The sequence below is a fragment of the Rhizobium sp. P2_G2 genome, from assembly GCF_056403555.1.
In genome coordinates this window covers 167,912-191,715 of record NZ_JBFUFF010000004.1, presented here as the reverse complement: position 1 = coordinate 191,715, position 23,804 = coordinate 167,912, and the positions used below count along the sequence as shown (strand labels likewise).

The 23,804-nt window shown below is 61.6% G+C and carries 17 protein-coding genes; 1 reads left to right on the top strand and 16 read right to left on the bottom strand.

Translation table 11 applies throughout. The features are described 5' to 3' along the window. The first annotated feature begins 157 nt into the window (after positions 1 to 157). On the top strand, positions 158 to 1,237 hold the full coding sequence (locus AC1D06_RS05680) for a DUF3616 domain-containing protein (RefSeq protein WP_477879067.1): 1,080 nt from the start codon (positions 158 to 160) through the stop codon (positions 1,235 to 1,237). A gap of 428 nt (positions 1,238 to 1,665) precedes the next feature. Here AC1D06_RS05680 and AC1D06_RS05675 read toward each other — a convergent pair whose 3' ends face one another. The 16 genes from AC1D06_RS05675 to AC1D06_RS05600 form a co-directional block, all read right to left on the bottom strand. Beyond that, entirely contained in the window at positions 1,666 to 2,742 is a 1,077-nt protein-coding gene (locus AC1D06_RS05675; protein ID WP_477985500.1) for a DUF917 domain-containing protein, read from the bottom strand. After that, the gene (locus AC1D06_RS05670) at positions 2,742 to 3,842 is read right to left on the bottom strand and encodes a DUF917 domain-containing protein (RefSeq protein WP_477985499.1); all 1,101 of its coding nucleotides are present in this window, start codon (positions 3,840 to 3,842) and stop codon (positions 2,742 to 2,744) included. The genes AC1D06_RS05675 and AC1D06_RS05670 overlap by 1 nt, the downstream gene beginning before the upstream one ends. Then, positions 3,832 to 5,379, bottom strand: coding sequence for a hydantoinase/oxoprolinase N-terminal domain-containing protein (locus tag AC1D06_RS05665; RefSeq protein WP_477985498.1), 1,548 nt, complete (start codon positions 5,377 to 5,379; stop codon positions 3,832 to 3,834). Before AC1D06_RS05665 ends, AC1D06_RS05670 begins: the two co-directional genes overlap by 11 nt. Before the next feature lie 26 nt (positions 5,380 to 5,405). Continuing rightward, positions 5,406 to 6,302: an ATP-binding cassette domain-containing protein gene (locus AC1D06_RS05660; protein WP_477985497.1), complete on the bottom strand. Its 897-nt coding sequence runs from the start codon at positions 6,300 to 6,302 to the stop codon at positions 5,406 to 5,408. Beyond that, positions 6,299 to 7,144, bottom strand: coding sequence for an ABC transporter ATP-binding protein (locus tag AC1D06_RS05655; protein WP_477985496.1), 846 nt, complete (start codon positions 7,142 to 7,144; stop codon positions 6,299 to 6,301). The genes AC1D06_RS05660 and AC1D06_RS05655 overlap by 4 nt, the downstream gene beginning before the upstream one ends. Continuing rightward, positions 7,141 to 8,028 (bottom strand): ABC transporter permease, encoded by an 888-nt coding sequence (locus AC1D06_RS05650; RefSeq protein WP_477985495.1) that lies wholly within the window; start codon positions 8,026 to 8,028, stop codon positions 7,141 to 7,143. The genes AC1D06_RS05655 and AC1D06_RS05650 overlap by 4 nt, the downstream gene beginning before the upstream one ends. After that, positions 8,028 to 9,050 carry an ABC transporter permease gene (locus AC1D06_RS05645; protein WP_477985494.1) on the bottom strand — a complete coding sequence of 341 codons (1,023 nt, stop codon included), beginning with the start codon at positions 9,048 to 9,050 and terminating at the stop codon, positions 8,028 to 8,030. The genes AC1D06_RS05650 and AC1D06_RS05645 overlap by 1 nt, the downstream gene beginning before the upstream one ends. Positions 9,051 to 9,389: 339 nt before the next feature. After that, complete coding sequence (locus tag AC1D06_RS05640; protein WP_477985493.1) at positions 9,390 to 10,955, bottom strand: ABC transporter substrate-binding protein; 1,566 nt, start codon at positions 10,953 to 10,955, stop codon at positions 9,390 to 9,392. A gap of 209 nt (positions 10,956 to 11,164) precedes the next feature. Next, positions 11,165 to 13,525, bottom strand: coding sequence for a helix-turn-helix transcriptional regulator (locus tag AC1D06_RS05635; protein WP_477985492.1), 2,361 nt, complete (start codon positions 13,523 to 13,525; stop codon positions 11,165 to 11,167). Between the two features lie 52 nt (positions 13,526 to 13,577). Further along, positions 13,578 to 13,781 (bottom strand): type II toxin-antitoxin system CcdA family antitoxin, encoded by a 204-nt coding sequence (locus AC1D06_RS05630; RefSeq protein ID WP_477985491.1) that lies wholly within the window; start codon positions 13,779 to 13,781, stop codon positions 13,578 to 13,580. A gap of 75 nt (positions 13,782 to 13,856) precedes the next feature. After that, on the bottom strand, positions 13,857 to 14,354 hold the full coding sequence (locus AC1D06_RS05625; RefSeq protein ID WP_477985490.1) for a hypothetical protein: 498 nt from the start codon (positions 14,352 to 14,354) through the stop codon (positions 13,857 to 13,859). 207 nt (positions 14,355 to 14,561) lie between these two features. Then, positions 14,562 to 15,428 (bottom strand): hypothetical protein, encoded by an 867-nt coding sequence (locus AC1D06_RS05620; RefSeq protein ID WP_477985489.1) that lies wholly within the window; start codon positions 15,426 to 15,428, stop codon positions 14,562 to 14,564. A gap of 4 nt (positions 15,429 to 15,432) precedes the next feature. Continuing rightward, positions 15,433 to 17,253: a translation elongation factor 4 gene (gene lepA / locus AC1D06_RS05615; protein ID WP_477985488.1), complete on the bottom strand. Its 1,821-nt coding sequence runs from the start codon at positions 17,251 to 17,253 to the stop codon at positions 15,433 to 15,435. An 87-nt stretch (positions 17,254 to 17,340) separates the two neighbouring features. Beyond that, positions 17,341 to 18,069 carry a FadR/GntR family transcriptional regulator gene (locus AC1D06_RS05610; protein WP_477985487.1) on the bottom strand — a complete coding sequence of 243 codons (729 nt, stop codon included), beginning with the start codon at positions 18,067 to 18,069 and terminating at the stop codon, positions 17,341 to 17,343. 310 nt (positions 18,070 to 18,379) lie between these two features. Further along, positions 18,380 to 22,573 (bottom strand): nSTAND1 domain-containing NTPase, encoded by a 4,194-nt coding sequence (locus tag AC1D06_RS05605; protein ID WP_477985486.1) that lies wholly within the window; start codon positions 22,571 to 22,573, stop codon positions 18,380 to 18,382. A 2-nt stretch (positions 22,574 to 22,575) separates the two neighbouring features. Beyond that, the gene (locus tag AC1D06_RS05600) at positions 22,576 to 23,718 is read right to left on the bottom strand and encodes a RyR domain-containing protein (RefSeq protein WP_477985485.1); all 1,143 of its coding nucleotides are present in this window, start codon (positions 23,716 to 23,718) and stop codon (positions 22,576 to 22,578) included. Positions 23,719 to 23,804 lie beyond the last annotated feature (86 nt).

Sequence of the window (23,804 nt, the reverse complement as noted above, 5' to 3'; positions counted from 1 at the left end):
GGTTGCGAGTATCAATGGAACAACCGAACTGCGGCCGGCCTGACCTGCAGCCTCCTTCGACGACTTTGAGGCGTCGTGCCTACAGAGGAACGGAGCGGACAACAGAGCGTCGCGTATTCGGGATCGCACAGGCAGCAAAAGCAGGGGAGGAATGTGCATGTCGCTTAAACTACTGCTTAGCGCGTCGATATTTGCATGTCTGGCATCGCAGTCATATGGAGCCGAAATATCCGGCAAGGCGTTAAAGGTCCCGGCGCAATTCGATGCCCCTGGATCCAAAACCGGCAACAAGCCGCGTGGGATCAGCGGCATGGCATGTATGGGAAAGGCCGCCGATCCATCCCGACTATGCTTCGTCATCAACGACGAGGAAAAATTCGGCCAGTTTGCCGAACTCGGCTCCGATACCCTGACGCCGCTGGCGCATGTCATCACCTTCATCAAAGGAAATGACACCGGCGATGATGTCCTTGGAAAACAACGCATTGCGCCTTGCCCTGGCGGCAATTCGAAACACCAGTATGAGGAGCTTGATGGTGAAGGCGTAGCCTATGCAGATGACATGATCTTTGTGTCGAGTTCCCATTCTTGTAACGGAAGCGATAAGTACAAGGCGTCAAGCTATCTGCTCACGCGCTTTGCTGCCAAGCCCGATGAGCCGATCGCGGATTCCGTCACGGTTGAGAGAACCTGGCGGCTTGCAGATGTGCTGGCCGAAAGCGACGTTGCGAAGGATTTCGGCAACGCCAAAACCGTCGGCACGAACATCGAGGGCATTGCGGTCATCGGAGGCGATCTCTATGCGGGATTGCGGACCCCTGTCGATGCCGGCGTGGGATATATCGTCACTGTTCCAGTCGAACCGTTGTTTGCACCGGGCAAGGAAGGATTGCCGACGGGCCTTGTGCATACGATCAAAGTCGCCCTCGCTCCCGATGTCGGCATCCGAGACCTTGCTGCCCTGGACGACCAAAAACTTCTCATTCTGTCGGGGCCTACGCTTGAGCAACCAGACGTTCCCTATGAGATTCGGTTGCTGGACAATTTGACTCCGGGAGACATTCGCAAAACGAAGACGCTGCTGCCAATTCCGACGGTGGTCGTCAACAATACGATCGGAAAAGCCGAAACATTGACCGTGTTGTCGAACGACGCGTCCGGCGTCGATGTCGTGGTGCTCTACGACAATCTGGACGAGGGCCATCCAACTGTATTTCATCTGCCGCCGATCGACTAAATCGGTCCTGGATCGGGCAGAGTTTCATTCCGCCCGACATCGACGGTGAAGTCCGGATGGATGCGGCGATCGATCGCCTCAAGGGCTACACGCATTCGCCGCTTTCCACCCCTATGCTGCCCAATTATGAAATGGGCCAGGCGGCGGCAGAAATGCTGGTAGACATCGCCGTACACGGCAAGGCGGTCAAGCGGATGGCGATGAAGGTGGATGGGCCGGTGGGTGATCCGCACGTTGATGGCGCGGCCAAGGGGGGTGAGAAGAAAAGACCCTCTCTGGCCTGCCGGCCATCTCCCCCACAAGGGGGGAGAAGACTCGCGGCACCCTATTTGCCTCAATTGGGGCGCAGTGGGTGCGGCTGGGTTAAGCCCCTCACCCTTGTGGGGAGGGGTTTGGGGCGGGGTCTTTTTAGGCCAATATACCGGCTGTCAAAAGAACGGCTTATAATCGATATCGTACCCGAAATACCTTGGTCCGACCAAAGCAATCCCCTCCGCTGTCCGCCATTGCGGATTGCAGGGAAAGGCGAGGGCTACAAGCCGAAGCCCATATTTCAGCGAATCCGCCGTCACCGGATTGCCGCTGTCGGCTTCCAGCAGCGTGATCAGTTCCGGCGTCGTCACGAGGATCTTGCCGTCGCGCTCGGCCATCAGGAACTCATTCTGGAAATCGAGCTTGAACGTATGGCCTTTCCAGTCTTCGACGCCGTCGAAACGGGCGGTGCCGCGGGCAAAACCGCCGACTGTGCGGCGGTCGATGTCCTTGACGCGACCGTGGAAGATGATCTGGGCGCCGAGCATGTCGACAACCGCCTCGACCGGATCGGCATGCGCCGCCCGCGTCTCGCGCAGCGTCAACCCGAGATTGGCGCAAAGCGTCAGCGTGCCGCGCACCACGGCCTTCTTTGCCACTGCGCCGCTCATCGGGTAGAAGGCGAGCAGCGCCGAGCCGCCCATTTCGATGGTGGCGGCGCGGGCGAGGCGTTCGGTCCAGGCATTGCTGACTGTTTCCAGCACGATGGAATTGCCCTTGTCGTCGCACAGCACCATCGGGGTGGCCGAGACGCCGTGCATGGTGAAGGTCACCATCTGCAGTTCCGGATAGGCGCGGCCCATGCCGTCGCCGTCGACCAGCGGCAGGCCGGTCATGGCGGCGACGACGAAAGGCGTGGTCGAATTGATGCCGCCGGCCTCGCCGCAGAGCACGGCGTCGATCTTGCGATTCATCACCTGTTCGAGCTGGCGGAAGGCGTTGATCAGTTCCTCGCCCTGCGGCAGCTTCTCGGTCATGACCGTCGGTGCGCCCATCATGCAGACGGGGACGACCAGCGCATCGTCTGCCAGATCCTCGACATCGACGATCTTCACCGGGCCGTGCTTGCGGATTGCCTGCTGGGCCATGAGCTTGCCGACATAGGGGTCGCCGCCGCCGCCCGTGCCCATGATCGCACCGCCGACGGCAATATCGTCCAGGTCCTCGGCATAGACCGTGCGCAAGGTTTTCATCAGGAGCTCCTATGCGAGGGGAGGGGTTTGAAGGTCAGTTCGGGGTAGCCGAAGGCTTTCGGGCCGACGACTTCCAGGGCGTGCGGCGTCTTCATCAGGTCATGCACCGGCAGGCCGATCACGGCGACGCGCTGGCCGTAGCGCAGCATTTCGGTGGTGATCGGCTCGCCCGTGTCGAGTTCGAGGTTCATGATCAGGTCCGGTACCATGATCACCGGCTCGCCATCGACCCAGAGCACCAGATTCTCGTTCTGGATGGCGATCGAGGCTTCCGATCCGGCCCATTGCCCGGTGCCGGCAATCTTGGCCATGCCGCGCGCAAAACCGCCGCGCAGCACCCGTTCGATATCGGTGATCTTGCCAGTGAAGAACAGTTTGGCCCCGGTCTCGGCAACGATCTTCTCAACCACGTTCTGGTGTTTCGCACGCGCCCGGATGATCGTGTTGCCGATATCGAGCGCCTGCGTCACCGTGCCTGGCACGGCGTTACGGCGAACGAATTCGCCGCTCATCGGTGCCACGGCGAAACCGGCGCCTGCGCCCATGTCGACGGCGATGTCGCGGGCGAACTTTTCCAGCCAGAACATGTCGACCACATGGCGGAAGACGACGACGTTGCCTTTTTCATCGGCAATGGCGCCGGGCGAAGCCTTGGCGCCATTGATGAAGAAGGTGGTCATCTGCACTTCGGGGAAGGCGCGGCCCATGCCGTCACCGTCGACCACGGGCAGGCCGGCATAGGCGGCGGTGATGATCGGCTCCATCGAATTGGCGCCGCCGATCTCTCCCGAGATCACTGCCGTCATTTTGACGCCGGCTGCTTCCTCGACGCCCAGCATGGCGCGATAGCATTCTCCGCCTTCCTCGATCTTTTCGACGCCGACGACCGGCGCGCCGATGCCGCCGACTTCGCCGACCCAGGCGTCATCGGGCAAAGCTTCGAGCGGCATGAGCTCGATTTTCGCGCCGCGGCGCATCAGTTCGCGGGTGCGGAGCATGCCTATATAGGGATTGCCACCGCCGCCCGTGCCGAGGAGCGCCGCGCCAAGTGCTAGCGGCTTGAGGTCCGCCTCTGTGAGTATCCGGAAATCACGCGACATGGAGTTCACCCACGGCCTTGACGCGGACGCGCGTTGCATTGCCCGGCAGATAGGCGAGTGGCACGTCCTCGACATCGACGATCTCGACGCTGTCGCGCGAGGCGCCTGCAGCCACCGCAGCATCGATGGCGCGCGCCTTGGCATCATCGAGCGCCTGCTGGCGGCCGATATCGGCCAGTGCGTAGACGCGGTCGATCTCGCCCGAGACCTGGGCGATGGCGGCGCCAACGGCATTGGCGACGCCGAAATGCGCGGGCTTGATCACTTCCAGTCCACCGATCGGGCCATCGATCAGGATCGAGCCGCCGCCCACGACGATCACCGGCAAGGGGTCCGGCGACAGCCGCGAGCGCTCCACGCAATCCTCAAGCATTGAGAGGATTTTCGCCTGGGTGCGAGCGAGCAGGTCTTTGGGCAGATGCGAGACCTTTGTGGCATCGCCGAGATCGGGATAGCCGGCCGCTACTGCAACGTCCGTCGTGGTCAGCGTCTCGCCACCGAAGATCAATGCTTCGGTCTTGATCCGATAGCCGACCGAGGTCGGGCCGACCTTGACGCCGCCATCGCCGTCGACGACCAGCGAGCCGCCGCCGAGGCCGATGGAGAAGACATCCGGCATGCGGAAATTGGTGCGCACGCCGCCGACTTCGACGGCGACCGTCGCCTGGCGCGGAAAGCCTTTCTGCAGCGAGCCGACATCCGAGGTCGTGCCGCCGATATCGACGACGATGGCGTCATCGACGCCCGACAGGAAGGCGGCGCCGCGCATGGAATTGGTCGGGCCGGAGGCGAAGGTCAGCACCGGGAATTTCTCGGCGAAGGCGGCATCCATCAGCGTGCCGTCGTTCTGAGTCAGGAAGAAACGGCCCTTGATACCGGTCTCGGTGATCGCCTTGCGGAATGCCTCGACGACGTGAGCGGAGAGGTCGCGCAGGCAGGCATTCATGATCGCTGCATTCTCACGTTCGAGCAGACCGATGCGGCCGATCTCGCTGGAGAGCGTGATATGTGCGCCTGGAATTGCCTTGGCGAAGATCTCGCCGGCCCGCTTCTCGAACTCGTTGGAGACGGGCGAGAAGACCGAGGTGATGGCGATGGTGTTGATGCCCTTGGCCTTGATCTCGTCGGCGATGCCGAGCAGTTCCTCTTCATCGAGCGGCGAGATCACCCTTCCGTCGAATTCATTGCCGCCATGGGCCAGCCAGGCATGGTTGCCGATCGCGGTCTTCAGGTCTTCCGGCCAATCGACCATCGGCGGCAGCGACGAGGTCGCGGGCAGGCCGAGGCGGACGGCCGCCGTCTGCGCCAGGTCACGGCGCTGCACGACGGCATTGGTGAAATGCGTGGTGCCGATCATCACCACGTCGATGGCGCTCGCCGCCACGCCGGAGGCGGCCAGCACGTCCTTGAGCGCATTGACGACGCCGCTCATCACATCGGCCGTCGTGGCCGATTTCACACCGGCCACCACCTGCGTACCGTCCATGACGACGGCATCGGTGTTGGTGCCGCCGACATCGATCCCAATTCTAATCATCCTGGTTGTTCCTCATTGAAGGCTTGTTAGGCATTCGACGCCTGCTCGGGAGCGGCAGAGCCGCCCCTGAATTCGATGAGTTTCTCGGCCGTTGGAATCTCACCGTCGATCAGCGGAATTTTTGGACGCATCGCCTCTTCCTCGGCCGAGATCACCGGCACGGAGGCGAGCAGAAGCTGCGTGTAAACATGTTGGGGGCGCATGAAGACATCGTCGACCGAGCCGGTCTCAACCAGCTTGCCGCGATAGAGCACGCCGACGCGGCTGGCGAAATTGCGCATCAGGCTGAGGTCATGCGAGATGAAAAGATAGGTCAGGTCGAGCCGCTTGCCGAGATCGACCAGCAGGTCGATGACGCGCGCCTGCACCGAGACGTCAAGCGCCGAGGTCGGCTCGTCGAGCACCAGCAGTTTCGGCGCCACCGCAAGTGCGCGGGCAATGGCGACGCGCTGCTTCTGGCCGCCGGAGAGCTCGTGCGGGAACCGTTCGGCGAAATTGGCCGGCAATTGCACCATTTCCAAGAGTTCGCTGATCCGCTTCGACCGGTTCGAGGTGGGGAACCCATGGGCATCGAGCGGTACGGCGATGGATTGGCCGACGGTGCGGCGTGGATTGAGCGACGAACCGGGGTTCTGGAACACCATCTGCACGGTCTTGCCGTGCTCGCGTGATCCCCGGCCTGCCGCGATCTCGCGGCCGTCGATGCGGATCGCGCCGGATGTCGCCGTCTCCAGGCCCATGACCATGCGGGCGATCGTCGACTTGCCCGAGCCGCTTTCGCCGGCAAGGCCGTAGACGGCGCCGCGCTCGATGGAAAAGCTGACATCGTCGACCGCGTGCACGTCGCTGACATGCCGGCTGAAGGCATTGTGGACCGGGAAATATTTCTTGAGATTGACGATTTCGAGCATGGGCGCGGTCATGGCCTGGCCTCCGCTCTGCCGAACTGCATGCCGCCGGTCAGCCGCGGCACAGCGGCGATCAGGCTCTTCGTATAGGCGTCCTTGGGATCGGAAAAGATCGCCCCGGTCGGGCCTTGCTCGACCACCACGCCCTTGTTCATCACGTACACATGGCTGGAGGTTTCGCGGACGACGCCGAGATTGTGGGTGATCATCAGCAGCGCCAGTCCGCGCGCCTCGACCAGGTCTTTCAGCAGTTTGAGGATCTGCGCCTGGGTGGTAACATCGAGGGCGGTGCCGGGCTCGTCGGCGATCAGCAATTTGGGTTCACTCAGTAGCGCCATGGCAATCAGGATGCGCTGACGCATGCCGCCGGAGAGCTGGATCGGGTAGGAGCGGCTGACCCGTTCTGGGTCACGCATGCGGACCTGTTCGAGCACTTCATGCACACGCGCCATGCGTTCGCGGCCCGAACGGCTGCGGCCGAGACGCTTGTCGGCATATTTCAGGATCGTGCCCATCTGGTCGGCGATGGTGAAGACGGGGTTCAGCGAACTCATCGGATCCTGGAAGACCATGGACATGGAGGTGCCGCGCAACCTCAAGCGATCGCGATCGGGGATGGTGAGCAGGTCGGCGCCGTCATAGAAGATTTGGCCTGCGGTGATCCTGGCCGGCGGCTCGCGCAGCAAGCCCATGATCGCCTTCATGGTCACGGTCTTGCCGGAGCCGCTTTCGCCGACCAGCGCCACCTGCGAATGGGCGGGCACGTCGAGCGAGACCTCGTGCAAGACCTTGTTGGTGCGGCCATAGGTCGAGAATTCGACGGAGAGGCCTTTCACGGAGAGAAGGGCGTAGCTCATTTGACCTCCTGGACGTCGAAGAGGTCGCGCAGGCCGTCGCCGAGCAGGTTGAAGCCGAGCGCTATGAACAGGATGGCGAAGCCGGGCAGCACCGATTCCCACCAGTAATCCGGCAGGAAGGCGGAACCCTGCGCCACCATGGTGCCGAGGTCCGGTGTCGGCGGCTGGATGCCGAGGCCGAGGAAGGACAGCGAAGCGCCGACGAGGATGACGAAGCCGCAATCGAGCGAAGTCTTGACCGCCAGCGCCGAGACACAATTCGGCAGGATTTCGCGAAAGAGGATGTGGAATTTCGATGCCCCGAGCGTCTCGGCCGCTTCAACGAATTCCTGGGTGCGAAGCTGCCGCGTGATCGAATAGATGAGCCGCGTGTGCCAGGTCCACCAGAGCGCGGCGATCGCCATCATCGAATTGATCAGGTCGGGCGACAGCACGGCCGCGACGGCGAGCGCCATGACCAGCGGCGGGATGGCGAGCGCGATGTCGGTGAGACGCATGATCACGGTTTCCACCCAGCCGCCGAAATAGCCGGCGAGCAGGCCAAGCACGGTGCCGAAGGGCACGGCGGTGCCGAGCACCACCAGGGCCAGCAGCAGCGAGATGCGGGCGCCGAAGATGACGCGGGTGAAGAGATCGCGGCCGACATTGTCGGTGCCGAACAGGTGCTCGAACGAGGGCGGCAGGTGGCGGGCGCGGAAATCCACAACCGCGCCGACATGCTTCGGATAGGGCGTGATATAGGGTGCGAAGATCGCGGCGAGGATCGTGACGATAACGATGACGGCGCCGATCACGGCGGTTGGGTTGCGCGAGAAGCGATACCAATTCTGGTAGGCGTTGGAGAGGCGCTCGGGTTCGGCGGCGAGGGTGTCGATATCGGCCATCAGCGATGCCCCCGGATGCGGACGCGCGGATCGACGAAGCCGACCAGGACATCGATGAGCAGGTTGACAACCACGAAGAACACGCCGGAAACGATCACCACGCCCATGACCGCATTCAGGTCCTTCTGCAGGATGGTGCGGACACCGTAAGCCGCCATGCCCGGCCAGGCGAAGACCAGTTCGACGACGAAGGCATTGCCGATCAGGGAGGCGAATTCCAGGCCGGAAATGGTGAGCGGCGGTACGAAGCTTGGGCGCAGCATGTATTTCATCACCCGCAGCCGCTCGGGAATACCGAAAGCACGGGCGGCCTCGATATAGTCCTGGCTGGAGACGTCGATCATCGAAGCGCGGGTGATGCGGGCAATCTGGCCCATGGTCGCGGCACAAAGCGAGATCGAGGGCAGCAGCAAGTAGCGCAGCGCCTGGCCGAAGACGTCCCATTGGCCGTGCAGGATGGAATCGACAGTGACCAGGCCGGTGATGTCAGGCACGAATGTCATTGTCGGCGGCAGGCGGCCGGTGGTCGGCAGGATATGCAATACATAGCCGGCTAATATTTGCAGCAGCAGTGCCAGGAAGAAGCTGGGGGTGACGGCTGAGATGATGGCGATGATGCGGACGATATTGTCCGGCCACTTGTCCTTCCAGCGCGCCGCGATCACGCCCAGCGGCACGCCGAGGACGAAGGCGATGGTGATGGTTGCCAGCACCAGTTCGAAGGTGGCGGCGAAGGTGTCGCGGATATCGTCGTTGACCGGCCGCTTGGTCAGCAGCGACAGGCCGAGATCGCCCCTGGCGAGGCCGGTGACGAACAGGCCGTATTGCTGGTAGAGCGGCTTGTCGAGGCCGAGCGTCTGCTGCAATTCGTGGACCTGCTCCTGCGTCGCACGCGGCCCCAGCGCCAGTCGCGCCGGATCGCCGGGCATGGCGCGGGCGATGACGAAGATCACGATCGACAGGCCCACCAGGACGAGGATCGACCACAGAACGCGCCTCACGAGGAAGAGCAGGAATTCCAACGACTTGCCTCTTGTTGAGTTATCGGACGGGCGGAGATATGCCCCTCATCCGGTTTGCGCCTCTCGGACATCCGTTGGATGCCGCGGGTGAGACGGACTGGAAGCGGGTTCCCTCTCCCCCACGAAGGGAGGGCTATTGCATATGGCGCTAAGACCCTCTCTGGCCTGCCGGCCATCTCCCCCACAAGGGGGGAGAAGACCCGTGGCACTCTCCCTGCCTCAATTAGGGCTCGCCGGTGAGGCTGGGTTAGTCCCTCCCCCTTCTGGGGAGGGGTCTTAGCGTCAGATGCGATTGCCCCGCCGTAAACGGGGAGAGGGTGAGGGCAGCGCCAAAGCCGCTTACTTGCAGTTCCAGCTATAGCGGGTGAAGTTATAGTCGAAGGACTGCATCGGCACGGCGTTGAAGCCGGTGAGGCACTTGTCCATCGCATGCTGCACGCGCTGGGTCAGCAGGAAGACGTCGGGCTGCATGTCGACGATCTTGTGCTGCAATTCCTTGTAGATTTCGGCCTGCTTCTTGACGTCGACCGAGCCTCGGGCGTCGTCGATCAGCTTGTCGATATCCTTGTCCTGCAGCCATTCCATCGACATCCAGGTGCCGGCCGACTTGGAATGATACTGGGCGTAGAACATCGAATCCGGTGACGGATAGGTCGGTCCGAAGAAGATCTGGTTGACGGCCGGCGAGGTGTCGACCTTGGAGGCGACTTCCGTCACGCGGTTCCACGGGTCGGATTGCTGGGTGACCTTGAAGCCGATCTGTTCGAGATTGGACTGCATCAGCAGGCTGATTTCTTCCTCGAACTTGGTGCCGGCGACCCAACCGAGCGTGATCGGGATGTCCTTGCCGGCATATTTCGACTTGGCGACTTCGGCCTTGGCCGCTTCCAGGTCGAACTTTTGGGCCGGCAGGTCATTGGCGTAGAAATCGGCAAAGCCGCTCGGCAGAGGTCCACGCATCTCGCCGCCCGGATAGATGACGTTGCGGATGGTGTCGTAATCCGTGGCCAGCGCGATGGCGCGACGGATGTGGATGTCGTCGGTGGGCTCAACCTTGGTGTTGAGCTTCAGGTAGAAGGCGATCGTCGTATCCTGGCTGACGATGGTGAATCGGCCCATCTCGGCCAGCGCCTTATAGGTGTCCGGCGATTGGTACTGGCTCGACATGGTCAGTTCGCCGGAGGCGGCGAGCGATTTTACCGTTGCTTCGTCATTGGTGATGATCCAGCGCACCTCGTCGATCGGGCCTTTGCCGAAGCCGCGATAATAGTTCTTGTCGCGGGTAATGGTCATCTTGGCGCCGCGATCCCAATCCTTGAGCTGGTAGGCGCCGGCGCCGGCCACATGGGTGGCAAAATAGGTCTGGCCGTTGTCGCTGCCGGCATTGGCCTCAGCAACCTTCGAATTGACGATGAAAATCGCCGGCACGGTCGACAAGAAGGGCGCGAAGGTCTTTTCGAGCTTGAACTTCACCGTGTGGTCGTCGACGGCGGTGACCGAACCGGATTTGAGCACGCCGGCGAACAGGGTCGCTGGCCCCTGGTTGATCTTCAGGAGGCGCTCGACCGAATAGACGACGTCCTTGGCGGTGACCGGCGTGCCGTCGGAGAAATGCGCGTCGGCACGCAGCTTGAAGGTCGCTTCGGTGGCGTCCGGCGACATAGACCAGCTTTCGGCCAGTTCCGGCTGCAGATTGCCCTTGGAATCGACGGTGACGAGGCCGTCGTACAGGTTCACCGCGGCCATATAGTCGGTGTAGTCGGAGATTTTCGCTGGATCGATCGTGCCGAAGATCTGCACCGTGTTCATGGTGACGACGGTTTCGGCCGAGGCGGACGACAGGCCAGCTGCACCCAGCATAAGCGCTGCGGTGGCAGTGGATGCGAGAATTCGGAGCTTGCTCATTGTATCTCCCGGTTCAACATGGGTTCCCGAAGCGGCCCGTGCGGCCGTCTTTTCGATCGCGTGCCAGCGGAGTGCACGGCGTCGGAGACAAGCTTGCATGGCAATCGCCATGTGACAACGTGATGAAAGTCTAGGTTTTTGTCTAAATAGTCTAGGTTTTGGTGAAACAATACGCTTCGGCTAGGTGCCAAAGGTGAGGTTGTCGCAGGTCAGCCGACGATGCCCGCCGCGCGCGCCGTGCTGATCGCCTCCTGCCGCGTGCGGCAGCCGAGCTTGCGATAGACATTGCCGAGGTGGAATTTGACCGTCGCCTCGCTGACGCCCAGCATGCCGGCGATGGATTTGTTGGCGGCCCCTTCGGAGATCATCACCAGGATTTTGTTTTCGCGGCGGGAGAGTTCGCTGCGGATGCCGGAGGTGGGCGTCAGGTGGCCGCTGTCGCGCAGCTTGCGGATCACCTGGCGGATCGCTGGCGAGGCGCTCAAGAACTGGCTGATGCGCTTGTTGTCGATCAGTTCGCCGAGGAAAGGTTTTTCCTCGGCCAGCGGCGCGATCGAGCCGAGCCGGGCGGCATCCTCGAATATGCCGAGCAGCAGGGCACGGGCGCGGGTGAGGTCCTGCCGGCGCTTGTGGATATAGGCGAGCCAGATGCCCACCGCCATGCGCTGCCGGTCGGTGATGTTGAGATTGCCGTGGACGGCGTCGAGCAGCGTTTCGATCTGCGGCAGGTCCGGCTGTTCGTGCAGGATCTGCCGGAGCCAGCCGAGTGCGACAGCGACGTCGTCGCGGTCGGCGATGCCTGAAAGCCGGTCCGTGTCGGCCAGCACCCAGTCGCGGTCAATTGCGGTGTCGACGCTTTTCAGCCGTGCGGCGGCTTCCGACCAGCGATTGGCGTTCTGCAGGATGATCGCCTCGCGGGTGCTGACCATGGCCTGGAAGGCATGGTTGGAGATCTGGTAGACGCGCCAACGGTCGAGGAAGCCGCGCGCGGCGAGCAGCGAGAAATGCGTCGCCATCGCCTCGCTGCCATAGAGCAGGGTGAATTCCATCAGGCTCGGCCAGATCTCGCCATGCGAGAAATCGTCGATCTCGGTGTTGAGGAAGCGGGCCAAGGGCTCGGCACGGCCGCCTTCATATTCGATGCAGGCTTCGAGCAGCGTCTGCAGCCGCATGTCGTTGGGCGTTTCGAACGGCACGTCCATAAGGCTTTCGCGCGACAGCGCCGCATGCTTGCGCGCCGTCAGCGTATCGCCCTCGATCAGCGCGATCATCGCCTGATGCAGGCTGATATAAAAGCAGAGCATCGGCGCCTTGGCGCATTTGTAATGATACATTGCCCGCTGCGCCACCTCCTCCGCCTCGGCGAAGCGGCGCTGGCGGATATAGAATTCCAGCACCGAATTGTAGAAACTGCCGCGGAACAGGTGCGCATCGCCGGGGAATTCGGCGATCAGCGTGAACAAAGTCGCCAGCAGGTCCTCGCCGAAATGGTGATCCTCATAGATCAGCATCAGGAAGCGGAATTCGCGGAACTCGCGCGAATAGAGGGTGCGCGAGGAAAACACCGTCTCGATATCATTGGCCGTGTCGCCAAAACGATCGACAAGCAGGCGGCGGGCGCGGGAAATATCACCGCGCTTGAGCGCCTGCAGCGCCAATGACAGGACCAGCGTCTCGCTCTGATGCGCGTAGCTGGGTGGAAAGCCCGACAGCACGCGCTCGAAATCGGCAGGACCATGGAAATAGATGAAGAACAGGCCGCCGGCGCGGTTGAACTGCGCCAGCGCATTGTCGAAGAAACCGGCCGACTGGAACGTCAGGATCGCTTCGATCGTCCGGTCGCGGTCGGCATAGGCCTCGGCGATCGCCTTGACGCCGGCGGGCGTGGCAAGGCGTTCGGCAATCACGGTGTCAGCGCTTTCGCGCAAGGCATCGGCGATTGCAGGAATGCGGAATGAAAGTTTTCGATCGTCACCGGCCTGTGCCAGGGGGAAGAGGCTGTGGGGATTGCGAGCCGCAAGTCGGCTGCCCTCGACCATGAGCTTCAGGTCGACGAGGTCGGCGTCCGGCACCGAGGCGAGGAATTCGTGGCGCAGGAATTCTGCCATGCCGTCGATCTGGCCATGGCGGAAGGTGATCAGCGGCCAGCCGCCGGAGCGGGCGAGGATGATTGGGGCGTCTGCTGCACCGAACAGTGCAGTGGTCTCATCTTCGGAAACGAGCAGAGACTCTTTGCTGATCCGTTCGACGAGGCCATAGCTGATGGCGCGGGCGAGTCCCGGCAGCTCGGTTTCGGGGCGTTTGGCGATGACGATGCGAGCGCTATCATTGAGGAAGCGTTCGGGCAGCGGCTGGGCTGGGCGATACGGCGGTATGTCCCAGAGGGTGATTGGCTGTTCGTCACCCGGTGGAATCTCGTGCGAGGTCCAAGCCGTTGCGCCGAGGTGCGCACCAAGCTGCTGAAGCAACTGCGATTTTCCCATGCCCGCCGGCGCTTCGAGGAGTATGATGCTGTGCTTGGCCGCAAGGATGTGGTCTATCAGTGTCTCTCGGCAAAAGGATGTGTTCATAGCCCGGCCTCGGACTCAGGCAAGTAGCTTATACGAACCTGGAAACGAGCCATTAGAAGAGCCGGTATTTCGCGAGCGGCAGACCGTGCTTTTCGGTGTACACATTCTCCGCATCAATCGCGTCTGAATTTTCCGCCAGCCAACAGCGGTCTCTCTCTGCCTGTTCGCCAGAGAGAGACCCGTAAATTCCGTTTCGCGCATCCGCGCCGTCGATGCGTGAAGCGTTCCGTTTCGGGCTGCGAGCATTCGAGGTCATGATAATCTCCGGATGCCATGCACTATAACGCGCACGGCTCCCGAGACAACGCTTGTTCATTCGCGCGTGCCGCCTTCAGCGAACCACCCTGAGCAGCGGACCCGGCGTGCGGAAACGGCGGACGCTGAGAAAGCCGACGATGATCGCAACGATCAGCAGGATTGCCTGGGAAATCGCGAAGGGCGGTTCGGACCCGGTCGGTGCCAGCGTGTGCAGGAAGGGCACTTTCTGGAAGGACTGGGCGATCAGCACGAAACAGTTGAAGTACAAAAGCACCGTCGACCCGGCGACATAGACGATACGCCAAATACCGGTCAGCGACGTCCTGTATTTGGCGTAGAGCGTGGGGATCAGAATGAGAATGCAGAGAATTCCGACGCCGATGGCTGGTGTGAAACCATGGAACTTAAACAGGAAGCCGGTGATCAGGGTCAATGTCGTGGTGACGATATAGGTCGTGGTCCAGCCGGGATAGGTCTGGCTCTTGAGAAAGCCATAGACGACCCTGATGCCGGTGACTATGGCGACCAGGCTGAGCAGTGTGTGAAAATAGGTCAGAAAAACATCCGACATTGGCGATACCCCCTAGCCAAGATTGTCAATCGTCAAGTGGCTACGATACAGGAAATCTGTCGGAACGATAGGGGATTGTCAGTGAATCTTCTGACTCGGTGGCAACGCTTTTGGGCACGCAATCCTGCTGAAACCGGCAAAGTAAAGGATATCAGTTCGAACAACGCGATCGCGCAGGTTCGGACAATGGCGCAATGCCGGCGATGGTCAGTCCGGAATCTGCAAAGCAAACTCAGCACCACTCATGAGGCGCCCCTTCAGTCGACTGCCATCCAGTTCGAACGCTTCGACACTATCGCCGAGAATACGACACCATCGCTGCTTGCCATTCGCGTCGAGCCCAACAAAACCGATCTCGTCCTGCACGATCAGCCAAGGCTTGAAGCGAACGAATTCGTGAAACAGCGTCGGCATCCGGTGGAGAAAGCGACGCGAACTGGACGCCAGGTCATAGCAAGCGCAAAACCCGCCGACGCCAATGTAAAGAGCGCTATCGAAAACTACGCCCTGCGGTGTCAGGCCGGTTTGGTTGAAGCCAACGACGATGACGCCGGATTTTGGCAGCACGAAGCAGCCCCAATTGACTGCATGATCTTCTTCGATAACGTCGCTGATGTTGTGATATTCGATGTGTGACAACATCGAGCGACGATCAGCGAATTTGTAGAGATGGAATGCAAAAGGATGTGGGCCATCGGCGCTGTCCCACAGTTGCTGCATACGCTTAATTGCTTCGGGGGGATCTTCAATCTGGTTGGCGAGAATGTCGAAGACATGCTCGCCCTCGATTGAACATACCGACCATGGCTGCTCGATGTCGATCCGCACGATGTTTCGACCCGTGCCATCCACGAACCGCTCGACGATATGGTATGCTGTCCAGCCCGGCTGCGGAAAGTCATCCTCGTGGTCGAGGTCGTAAGGCCAGAGCAGCGCCTGCTTTTCGATGAAATACCAATTGCAGCCGTATGCGTCCGTCAGTTTAAATTCGACAATACCGGGCTGATAAGTGCTGACAAAGCGAATGATCTCAACTCTGACATTCCATTTTTCGTCACGCCCGACTTGAAGCATGGCTTTATTCGTCGCTCATCCTCAGCGCCGCGATAAACGCCTCCTGCGGGATATCGACCTTGCCGAACTGGCGCATGCGCTTTTTGCCTTCCTTCTGCTTGTCGAGCAGTTTGCGCTTGCGGGTGGCGTCGCCGCCGTAGCATTTGGCCGTCACGTCCTTGCGCATGGCCGAAATCGTCTCGCGGGCGATGACGTTGCCGCCGATGGCGGCCTGGATCGGGATCTTGAACATGTGGCGCGGGATCAGTTCCTTGAGCTTCTCGCACATGTCACGGCCGCGCTTTTCGGCCTGTGAGCGGTGGACGAGCATGGAGAGCGCGTCGACCGGCTCGCCGTTGACCAGGATCGACATCTTGACGAGATTGCCTTCCTGATAATCGGTGAGATGGTAGTCGAAGGAGGCGTAGCCCTTGGAGATCGATTTCAGCCGGTCGTAAAAGTCGAAGACAACTTCGTTGAGCGGCAGGTCGTAGGTGACCATGGCGCGGCTGCCGGCATAGGTAAGCTCGATCTGGACGCCACGGCGGTCCTGGCAGAGTTTCAGCACCGAGCCGAGATAGTCATCCGGCGTCATGATCGTGGCGCGGATCCAGGGTTCGCGGATTTCACCGATCTTGACGACATCGGGCATGTCGGCCGGATTGTGCAGCTCGCGCTCGGAGCCGTCGGTCATGCTCAGCTGGTAGACGACCGACGGGGCGGTGGCGATCAGGTCGAGGTCGAATTCGCGTTCCAGCCGCTCCTGGATGATTTCAAGGTGCAGCAGGCCGAGGAAGCCGCAGCGGAAGCCGAAGCCGAGAGCCGCAGAGCTTTCCATTTCGAAGGAGAAGCTGGCATCGTTGAGGCGCAGCTTGCCGACGGCAGCACGCAGGTCCTCGAAATCGGCGGCGTCGACGGGGAAGAGACCGCAGAACACCACCGGCTGGGCCGGTTTGAAACCCGGCAGGGCTTCGGTGGTCGGGCGCTTGTCGTCGGTGATCGTGTCGCCGACGCGGGTGTCGGCCACTTCCTTGATCGAGGCGGTGATGAAGCCGACCTCGCCGGGGCCGAGTTCATCGACATTGACCATTTTCGGGGTCATCACGCCGATCCGCTCGATGCCGTATTTCGCATCGGTGCCCATCATGCGGATGATCTGGCCCTTTTTCATCACGCCGTCGATGATGCGCACCAGAACCATGACGCCGAGATAGGCGTCGTACCAGCTGTCGACCAGCATGGCTTTCAGGGGTGCATTGGCGTCGCCGATCTTCGGCGGCGGCAGGCGGTTGACGATGGCTTCCAGCACATCGGGGATGCCGAGGCCGGTCTTGGCCGAGATCATCACCGCGTCTGAGGCGTCGAGGCCAATGACGTCCTCGATCTGCTGCTTGATGCGGTCGGGTTCGGCGGCCGGCAGGTCGATCTTGTTGAGGATCGGCACGATCTCATGGTTGGCGTCGAGCGCCTGGTAGACATTGGCGAGCGTCTGCGCTTCCACGCCCTGCGAGGCGTCGACGACCAGCAGCGAGCCCTCGCAGGCAGCGAGCGAGCGGCTGACTTCATAGGCGAAGTCGACATGGCCGGGCGTGTCCATCAGATTGAGGATATAGGTCTCGCCATTGTTGGCCTTGTAGTGCAGGCGCACCGTCTGGGCCTTGATGGTGATGCCGCGTTCCTTCTCGATGTCCATGTTGTCGAGCACCTGCTCAGACATTTCGCGGTCGGCAAGGCCGCCGGTCGTCTGGATCAGGCGGTCAGCCAGCGTCGACTTGCCGTGGTCGATATGGGCCACGATCGAGAAGTTACGGATATGGTCAAGCGGCGTGCGATTTTCTGTGCTCATGGCCCGCCCGCATATAGTGACCGGTTAAAAGTGTAAAGATTTTTCGGGCCGCAAAGGGCGGGAAAACCGGGATATCAGCCTGCCCGACTATCCCCGCGGATGGCGGATGTGGTCGATATCGGCCGCCGAATTGCCAAGCAGGGTCAGCGCCGCAGCCCGCGCCGCGTCCGGCTTGCCGTCAAGAATGGCGTTGAGCACGTCGCGATGTTCGATAATGGCGCGTGGCCGATGAGAGCCCTGCGCGGCGATATCGAACATCTGCTTTAGCCCGAAACTGAACAACTGGCCGATCGGCCAGAAGAATTCGTTGTGGGTCGCCAGGTAGATCGACCGATGAAACAGGAGATCGGCCTCGACCCAGGCGGCATTGTCGTCGCCAGCATCGACCATGGCCTGGAAGTCGCGCTTGAGCCGCGTGTGATCCTCAGCATCGGCATTGGCCGCCGCCATGGCTGCAGCGGAGGGTTCCGTCGCATAGCGCAGCTGAAACATCTTCTTGAGATAGGTTTCGGTGTCCGTCGTCTCGACGCGCCAGCGCAGCACGTCGGGGTCAAGATGGTTCCAATGGGCGGGTTCGCGGACCCGTGTGCCGAGCCGCGGCCGGGAATCGATCATGCCCTTGGCGACAAGGCCGCGGATCGCCTCGCGCATCGCCGTGCGGCTGACGCCAAGCATCTCGCAAAGCTGCAGCTCCGGCGGCAGCGCCTGACCCGGCTTCAAGTCGCCGCGGACGATCGCCAGGCCGAGATGGTTGGCGACCTTGGCATGCAGCCTTTCGGCCGGGCCGGCAAGCGGCTCGAATTCCCCGATAGTCAATAGCCCCGCCACCATATCTGAAACACCCGTTCACAGGGCATGCCACAATTTGCCGGCCACGGCAAATTGTGTTGCTGTGGACGGTTTTGGAGTATGTCGCCTGAAAGTGGGCACCGGTTTCAGGACAAGGACATGCTCAAACAAAAGATGTGTCATCACAGAATTCATCGATCGCGGAAACGAAAGCCACGATCGAACGCTTCGAGAGGAATGTGCTGACCGGCGACCGGGATATCGACGACGGGGGCCTCTGCATCGGCCAGCGCGAACAATGGCGTGATCGCCGTGCCGGCAATGCGTCGGATCGATGCTACGGCAGGGCCTTGGCCAATTCCGCGCGGATGCGATCCGGCAAGGTTTTCTGTGCGGCGGCCAATTGGTTTGCCGCCGCGAGCTTGTCGGCGATGGTCGCGGCCTCTTTCAGGCTGGCAAGCCGCTCGGCGCCGGTTTGCACCTGCTCCAGATTGAGCAGGCCGAGCGCGACATCGGTCTGGGCATCTCCCGCATTCGGGTCCTTGCGGACGATCGTGCGGGCGATGTCGAGGGCCTGCTTGAAATTCGCCGCAGCGGCTGTCCTGTCGCCCTGGCGGTATTGCAGCGTGCCGATCTTGCCAAGGAAATAGGCCTGCCGACGCTGCAATCTGCTTGCACCGGGCGTGTTTTTCAACAGGTCCACGACAAGTGAAAGTCCCCTCTGGTAGGAATCCATCGCCGACGCCGTATCTGCCAGACTGACGCTCGCGTCACCCATCCTGTCGAGCATCGCGGCCATGGTATTTTGCCAGTCGACACGGTTCGGATCGACGAGGCGGAGTCTGTTCAATATCTCGGCGCTTTCACGAAGGCCGGCCAGCGCATCCTGCATCTGGCGCTTGTCGAATTGCAGGTCTGCGATCCGGGAAATGATGAGTTGCAGGTCGTTCTGCCAGATGATGTTGGTCGCGTCGGTGCCGGTGAGCTTGCGGGCGATCGTGAGCGCCTCCTTGTAGGCGCTCATCGCGCCGTCGCGATCGTTCGCCAGATATTTCGTATCGCCGATACGGGTGAGCGTGAAGGAGATGTTCCGCTGCAAATCGAGGCGGCCGGAATCGGCTGCCGCCTGCTGGCGCGCGATCACCAGCGACTGCTCGTAGAAGGGGTCCGCCTCCTTGTATTTGGCCTGTTTTTGCAGGAGATCGGCGATCTTGTTGAGACCGTAGGCTACATCGCTTTGGAATACCACGTTCTGTGGATTGATCGCCGCCATCTTGCGCGCCATGGAGAGGGCTTGCTCATAGTTTTCGCGCGCCTTGCCCGCATTGTCTTCGGCTTCGAAAATATCGCCGAGATTGTTGAGCACGATTGCAACGTCCCGCTGCCACACGACGTTGCCGGGATCGGATGCGGAAAGCTTTTGCGCCATCGTCAGAGCTTGGCCATAAGTTTCCTTGGCGGTTGCCTGGTCACCACTATCCCTGGCGAAGTCGGCCTTGCGGCGTAAAGAGATCATATAGTCGCTGGCCGCAAACGTGTCGTTCGGATTGAGATCGTAGAGCTGCTTGCGGATATCGAGGGCTTCCTTGCTGAGCGCCTCAGCCTTGGTGCGATTGCCGCGCTGCAGTTCAAGATCGGCACTGCCTTCGAGGTCGACGCTGAGGTCGCGCTTGGTCCCCGTGTCGCCGGGATAGAGTTTCAATTGGGCGCGGGACTGCGCGATGCTTTGCCCAAGCGTCTCTATCGCGCCTTTGACATCGCCCATGGCCTGGCGCAGTTGCACAAGGCGCTCCGTGGTCGTCATCGCATCCCGCTTCAGCATGCTGTCTTTGGGATTTGCGGCGAGAAGCTTCTGCCGGATCCGGATACTCTTGTTGAAGATCTGTAAGGCGTCGTCGCGTTTGCCCTGGCTGACGAGGATGTCGCCGATATTGTCGAGGCCATTGGCGATCTGTCTGTTCGCCTCATTCAGGTCCGCTCCCTTGGCAGTCTTCAGCATGCCGATATAGAGACTGGTTGCCTCCTGATAGGATTGCAGCGCCTTGAGCGTATCGCCGCCCGACCAATAGGCATCGCCGAATGCCTTGAGCATCATGGCGCGCGTCGAATTGAGCGCGGGATTGTCGCCCGCCGTGTAGCGCAGCATGTCGACCGAGCGGCTGACGCGCATCAGGATCGCGCGGCGATTTTCGATGCTCATCCCCTGGACATTCTTGAGACCGCCAGCAATGTCCGAGACGACGCCCTGCAGCGTATTCTGGGCGAGGTCGAAACTGTCCTCCGCCTTCTTCTTTTGTTCGAGCGCCAGGGCTTCTGCGTCCTTGGCCTTCTGGTAGAACCAGATCGTGCCGGCGAACAGCACGGCGAAGACGAAGGCCGCTACGCCGAGTATGATCGTGCCGCGCCGCGCCCGGAGCCGCGAGCGGCGGATGAATTCCAGGCTCTCATGACGGATTTCGTCCGGATAGCTGCGGCTCAGCCGTGTCGCCTCGGTGAGGAGAATGGGGTCGCGGATAAGCTGCGAACTTCTGCGGCCCAGGCGCTGCCAGCGGCGACGGGCCCGTTCGAGCTCGTCGGAAACGCGATAGAACGTGGTGTTTTCCTGGATCGCCGTGGCGGCGTCGTCCCAGAGCGTCAGCAGCCGCTGATGGGCGAGCCTGTAACTACGGCTTTGCGTGGAAAAGCCGCTGGCGACCAGTATGCGCGATTCCGTCAGCGCCTCGGCAAGGCGCAGCATTTCCGGATCACCTTCCAGGTCCGAGGCCGGCACGTCGTTGAGGACCAGCGGCGCATTTTCCGTCTCTCCGGCCTGTCCGGTGGTCACCAGCCGGCGCAGCAGCTTTGGTAATTTCTGCCGCTCGGCTTCACCGACCTTGGCCATGGCCGCAGCGGCTGCGGTTTGCACGGCGCCGGCAATGCCGTTCATGTTGCGATAGGCGGCATGGGTCAGCGTCATGACGCCGTCGCGCGTCTCGCGCCGCTGAAACAGCGCCTCGAGCGTGAACTGCAGGAGCGGCAGCATGTCCGGGCGGTCGAAATCGGCGAGCAGGAGTTCGTCGAGCACGCTGCCGCTGACCGGATCCTTCTCATAGACGATGTCTGCGGCCTGGGCGGGCTTGCGAACGATATCTGCCAGTTCAGTCGTGCCGGGCGGGCCGAGATCATAGATTGCACCGGCATTCCTGAGCGCGAAGAAGCCTGGCTCGCTGAGATAGCTTTCATACAGGCCGGCACGCAACGACGCCGCGATCCAGATATTGTCCGTGTTGGCAAACTCGGTCAGCAGCGCCGCGAAGGCGGCGCGATCGGATTCGGAAACCTCGCTGGAGAAAATCTCGTCGAGCTGGTCGATGACGAGCAGCAACCGCACTTTCGGCGGCTTGTCGAACTTTTCCTTAGCCGACAAATCTTTCTCGACGCGCTGCAGCGCATCGATGACGACAAGTGCTGCGCTGGTATCGGCGTGGGCGAGCAGTTTGGCCAGCGAATCGACATTCGAGAATGCGCCGGCGCGCAATTCCGGCAGCGCCAGAAGCTCGTCGTCCTTGGCAGCGCCCGCTTCTTCAGAAGGCATCTTTCCGGGCTCGGCCCCCAGAAGCGCTGCAGCGAGCGCCCGGAATGGTCCCTGGCCGGTAGCCAAAGGCGTCATGATTGCCGCGCGCCATTGTTCTGTATCGGCAACGTCGCTGCCGATCAGGGCAGGCACGACACCAGCGCGCAGAAGCGAGGATTTGCCGGCGCCGCTGGGGCCGGTCAACAGCAGGAAGGGCTGTTTGGTACTGTCCGGGGCCAGTGCCTCGGTGCCGATATCGGCGAGCAGTTCGACAATCCTCGCCGTATCGCGATCGCGACCGAAGAAGACGTCGCGATGGGCGAAATCGAACACGTCGAGCGCCCGGAAAGGCGAGCCCTTGGTATCCACCGGCCAGGTCGAGCGATGCTCGGCATAGACATTCGTTTCGATCCATTTGCGCAGCAGGTTTTCGATCTGCGCCTCGAACTGGTTGGCGGAGCGGAAGGTCTGGAAGGCGAAACGGAAATCGCCCTCGGCGGTGAAGAAGAAGCGGCGGGCAAAATCCTCCAGACGCGTCCATTCCCTGCCGATGCGCTCCATGTCGCCGGAGCCGAGACTGACCACCGGCGGTTCCTCGTCGCGGAAAACATAGATGTCGGGCTTTTCACTGCCATCCAGCACGCGATTGGCGATCGACGACAGGATTTCATAAGCGGTGCCCGACGGATAGGCTTCGCCGCGGAAGGGGTCGCTTTCGGGCATGTGCGGGAAGGTCGAAGGCAGCGGCGAGCCGAGCCGATGTTTCAGGATGCCGATGACGATGTCGCAGGTCTTGGCTTCCGGAATCTGCGTCTGGAAGGTTTCGTGGGCGCTATAGAAATCGTCCTCCCATCGGATGATTTGCAATTCCACCACTTCCGCGTAAATCCGGTTCAGGCGCCGCGCAACGCGCGAGAGCCGGTCGCGCTCGCGATTGGCGTCCGAAGGCGAGGAGATGAAGATCCGTACCGTTCTCATCGTCATGCCTCTTGTTTGGGCTGAAAATCGGCAAGCAGGCGTATCTGCTCGCGATCCAGCTCCTTCTTCTCTTCCGAGAGATCATCATAGTCCACGAGGTCGGTGTGCAGCCGCCTGTCGGAATCCCGTACGGCGGCGGGCAGCCAGCCGTCGAGTTCGCGGTCGGCGCGCCAGGATTTGTGGGTCATGCGCGACAGTCTTTCCAACGACCGGGGATCGTCGACGAGGCCGCGTGGCAGTCCGGCATTGCGATCCCACCAATTCGGCAGACCGGCAGCGAGGCGCAAGGCGGGGATGAGGTCCACGGCGCGGCGATTGGCCTGCCGGTAGGTGTCGTCGAGATTGTTCCAGTCGGGGAGGTCGGTGCGTTCAGTGCTACCCTGTCGGGCGAGCGCTTCGCGGCGCCTCCGTCGATAGGCCTCGTGCACACGCTTGGCAAGCATTTCCCGTTCGGCGAGCAGGGAGCCCGGTGAATGGAGGTCTTCCGGTGTGCCGAAGGGTTCTATCACTTCCGCTTCGTCTTTGCTGCCTCTGATCATCGCCAGAAGTCCGGCGGCCGGTTTCGGCCGGATGCCGTCATAACGGATGTAGAATTCGCTGGAGCCTTCCGATCTGTCGGCCTGGATATAGATCGGCGCGGCAAACACCGGATGCCGGGCAGTCCATGGCCGGAGCGAAAGCGCCGTCCTGACATTGGCTGTCTGATCGTCGCCGGCAATGACGATCGCCGTGAAAGGACCGTCCGTTGCGAGCGCGTCGCTGAGGGCAGGATTATGGATGAGGTCGACAGAGCGCTCCTCATGGAGATGGATGCGGCCAGCCCAAGCCAGAGGTTGATGCTTGTCTGCTTCATGGCCGTCCAGCATGTGTCGAAGATTGGTGGCGCGGCTGACGATGCGTTCAGCCGTGGAACGCCGGTCCTCGCAGAAAATGTCGATGCGGACCGGATCCAATCCCTCGAAGGCGGAAGCGCGCAGCAGTTGGATGATGATCTCCGTCACGGTCTGCGAAAAGCCGGCGAACAGCAGCCGAATGCGCCTATGGCCGACGGCCATCGCCTGGTCGGCGAACGGGGTCCGCGCCAGCAATTGCCACGCCGCCAGTGCCGCGTCGTTCGGGAAGTGGATGTCGTCGCCGTTTTCCAATCAGGAGATCTCCGGATGAATTCGGCGGCGCTTCGCAGGCGCCCCGTCAAGCAATCGCTGCAGCGTGGATCTCAGTTTGAAGTACA